This is a genomic window from Mesorhizobium sp. M7A.F.Ca.CA.001.10.2.1 (genome assembly GCF_003998575.1).
Taxonomy (GTDB): domain Bacteria; phylum Pseudomonadota; class Alphaproteobacteria; order Rhizobiales; family Rhizobiaceae; genus Mesorhizobium.
Genome location: NZ_RZQY01000732.1, coordinates 1 through 2,831 on the forward strand (window position 1 = coordinate 1; position 2,831 = coordinate 2,831).

The 2,831-nt window shown below is 62.0% G+C and carries 3 protein-coding genes and 1 tRNA gene; 2 read left to right on the forward strand and 2 right to left on the reverse strand.

Features of this window, described 5'->3' with window-relative positions; translation table 11 throughout:
• Positions 1-282, reverse strand: a 282-nt coding sequence (locus tag EN964_RS30790) for a trigger factor family protein (protein WP_281059582.1), incomplete at its 3' end; no start/stop codon positions are given.
• Positions 283-657: 375 nt separating this feature from the next.
• On the opposite strand from EN964_RS30790, the gene EN964_RS30795 reads away from it, so the two are divergent.
• A tRNA-Leu gene (locus EN964_RS30795) sits at positions 658-742 on the forward strand.
• Between the two features lie 89 nt (positions 743-831).
• Here EN964_RS30795 and EN964_RS30800 read toward each other — a convergent pair.
• Entirely contained in the window at positions 832-1,410 is a 579-nt protein-coding gene (locus EN964_RS30800; protein ID WP_127272271.1) for an NUDIX domain-containing protein, read from the reverse strand.
• Between the two features lie 224 nt (positions 1,411-1,634).
• On the opposite strand from EN964_RS30800, the gene EN964_RS30805 reads away from it, so the two are divergent.
• On the forward strand, positions 1,635-2,738 hold the full coding sequence (locus EN964_RS30805) for an NADH:flavin oxidoreductase/NADH oxidase (protein ID WP_127271606.1): 1,104 nt from the start codon (positions 1,635-1,637) through the stop codon (positions 2,736-2,738).
• Positions 2,739-2,831: the final 93 nt, after the last annotated feature.

The window sequence follows — 2,831 nt, forward strand, 5'->3', positions numbered from 1 at the left end:
CATGATGACTTCGGGCTGCATGGCAGCCTTTTCACCACGCCCGGTAATGATCGAACGGGTCGAATCGTTGAGGATTTCGTTGACCACTTCGGCCATGAACGACTTGCCGTAGACCTTGCGCAGGTGCTGTACCGGCACCTTGCCTGGACGGAAGCCGTTGATGCGGACCTTGTTGCGGGCATCCGAAAGCCGCGCCATCAGCTTGGCTTCCATGTCACCGGCCGGCACGGTGATCTTGATCTCTCGCTTGAGACCGGAGTTGAGCGTTTCGGTGACCTGCATCGTAAAACCTTTGTTTTCACCAATGAGACTGCCACGGCCTCTGCCGTTCACAGCCTGCCGGTATATTCTTGCCGGGAATGGCTTTTGGTACGGAACCTGGCGATTTGACCGAAAACCCGGCTCAAACTCTCCCAAACTGCGTTCCAAAATGTGAATAAGTTCTTGTTTTTCCTACTTCTTATCACATTCTGCAGAAGCGGATCGTCGCGTCCCGTCACATTTGACACGCCTTTTGTCACAGGCGAGGCCAATTTTCAACAGTCTTCGCATCCCGGCGAATAACCAGCATTTGGACCTGACCACATCTTGTCCCTGACCTCTACATCTTGTCTCCGACATTGACAGAATGATGGCCACATGGGATTGCCGGTTCATGCGGATGTGGCGGAACTGGTAGACGCCCTGGATTTAGGTTCCAGTGCCGAAAGGCGTGGGGGTTCGAGTCCCTTCATCCGCACCACCCTTCGCTCTTCGAGCTTCGGTGGCGGGCCACCCGAATAGATGAAGGAGTGTCCTCCCGAAGCCTTGGCTAAGGAGGACCGGCGCCGTTCAGGCGGCGATCGGGTTGAGCTTCAGATGCTGGATCAGGATAATGGTCTTGGCGTCGATGATCCGGCCATCGGCGATGCCGGCCAGCGCCTCGTCGAGCGGCATTTCCAGAACCTCGATGTCCTCGCCCTCTTCTTGCGCGCCGCCGCCGGCCGAGATGCGGTCGGCGGGTGAATAGCGGGCGATGAAGAACCAGAGACGTTCGGTGACGCTGCCAGGGCTCATATAGGGCGAAAACAGCCGCTCGACGTTCTGCAGCCGGTAGCCGAGTTCTTCCTCCGCCTCCTTGCGGATGCAGGTTTCGGGATCGTTTTCGTCCAACAGGCCGGCACAGGCCTCGATCAGCGGCTCGCGGTGGCCGGTGACGTAGGCGGGATAGCGGAACTGGCGCACCAGAAGCACGGTCGAGCGCGAGGGATCGTAAGGCAGGATCACCGCGCCGTCACCGCGATCATAGGTCTGGCGAATTTGCGTCTCCCACTGCCCGTCGCGCCGGCGGTAGTCGAGGACGGTCTTCTTCAGGACGGCCCAGTCGTCGGAGAGGATTTCCTCCGAACGGACGCGAATACGATCTTCCATCGTGGTCTCCATGCAAAAGCGCGTCGCGCTTTATGCTCCTGTTTTATGCATGTCGCTCTCCCAAACCGGGCCACTTTTGGGCGCCATGCATTGCCGAGGCGTATCCGCGAACCGGCATTTCGGCAATCCCGTCAGTGATTGGTCCAGAACCCCTTTCACCGCCTCGTGTCTGGCGCAGGCGCCATCGGTCGCCTAAATAGCTGCGAACCCTCCCGGAGTTTCTCATGACAGCGTCGCTTTTCCAGTCGATCACCCTCGACGGCCTCACCTTCCCCAACCGCATCGCCGTCGCGCCGATGTGCCAGTATTCCGCCGACGACGGTTCGGCCAGTGACTGGCATCTCCATCACTGGATGAACCTCGCAATGTCCGGCGCCGGCATGGTCACGGTCGAGATGACCGATGTCGAGCGGCGCGGGCGTATCACCCATGGCTGCCTCGGCCTTTATTCCGAAGACAATGAGGCCGCCGCCCGCCGCGCACTGGACGCCGCACGACGCGTCGCCGCACCCGGCACGAAATTCGGCTCCCAACTCGCCCATGCCGGCCGCAAGGCTTCGAACCGCAAGCCGTGGGAAGGCGGCGGGCCACTGCAGCCAAATGAGGATCCCTGGCAGACCGTCTCCGCCTCGGTCATCCCCTACGACACCGGTTGGAACGTGCCGCACGCGCTGGAGGACGAGGAGATCCTGCAACTGATCGAGCGCTTCGCCGAAGCCGCAAGGCGGGCCGAACGCGCCGGCTTCGATTTCATCGAACTGCATGCCGCGCATGGCTATCTGATCTTCCAGTTCCTGTCGCCCTTGTCCAACCAGCGCACGGACCGCTGGGGCGGCTCGCTGGAAAACCGCATGCGTCTTGTCGTCGAGATCGCCAAGGCGGTGCGCAAGGCTACGCCAAAGCTGATGCTCGGCGCGCGGCTGTCGGTGATGGATTGGGTCGATGGCGGCTTCGACGTGGCGGACGCGATCGAAGTGGCCAAAGCGCTCAAGGACGAGGGCGTTGCCTATCTCTGCTGCTCGAGCGGCGGCAATTCGCCGTTGCAGAAATTGCCCACCGGCCCCGGCTATCAGGTGCATCTGGCGGAAGCGGTGCGCAAGGGTGCTGATATTCCGACCCGTGCCGTCGGCCTGATCGACGACCCCAAGCAGGCCGAAGCGATCCTCACCGAGGGCCGCGCCGACATGGTGGCGCTGGCGCGGGCCTTCCTGGCTGATCCGCGCTGGGGATGGCGTGCGGCGGCCACATTCAGCGAAACGATCCACCCGGCGCCGCAGCTTGCCCGTTCGGTGACCACGATGCAGCATTGGATGAAGGCGACGGGCTGAACGGTCCGCGCTCCCGACACGCGCGCCCTCCTGCCTCCAGACGGCCTGACGGTGCTCCGCTGCTATTCCGTCCGCAAGCTGTTGGCGTGGAGT